Origin of the sequence: Pseudomonas sp. SIMBA_067 (assembly GCF_046534675.1) — a bacterium.
Classification (GTDB): domain Bacteria; phylum Pseudomonadota; class Gammaproteobacteria; order Pseudomonadales; family Pseudomonadaceae; genus Aquipseudomonas; species Aquipseudomonas putida.
The window spans coordinates 1-267 of the sequence record NZ_JAWRYH010000548.1; the positions used below are offsets into that span (position 1 = coordinate 1).

The window sequence follows — 267 nt, forward strand, 5'->3', positions numbered from 1 at the left end:
CGTGGTCTGACGTGCGATTGATCGCCGCAATGAGAGATTGGATGCGCTTGCGCACCCCGCCGAATTCGGGGTCCGGATTCAGCTCGAGGGGATTGAAACCGAAGTCCGCCGACTCGTGAAACCTTACCGCGGATTCGCCAGGAATCTCGACGTCGCCATGCGCGTCGAACACATGGATGCGAAGACGGCGACCACCTGTTTCCTGCATGGCCTGCGCTATCTTGCGCAGCATCGTAGTCTTTCCCATACCGGAATCTGCGAAGGCGG

At 59.6% G+C, this 267-nt stretch carries 1 pseudogene; it reads right to left on the reverse strand.

Annotated features, from left to right (window positions below):
* Positions 1-232, reverse strand: a pseudogene (locus SB765_RS30270) (hypothetical protein); the annotation flags it as partial.
* Positions 233-267 lie beyond the last annotated feature (35 nt).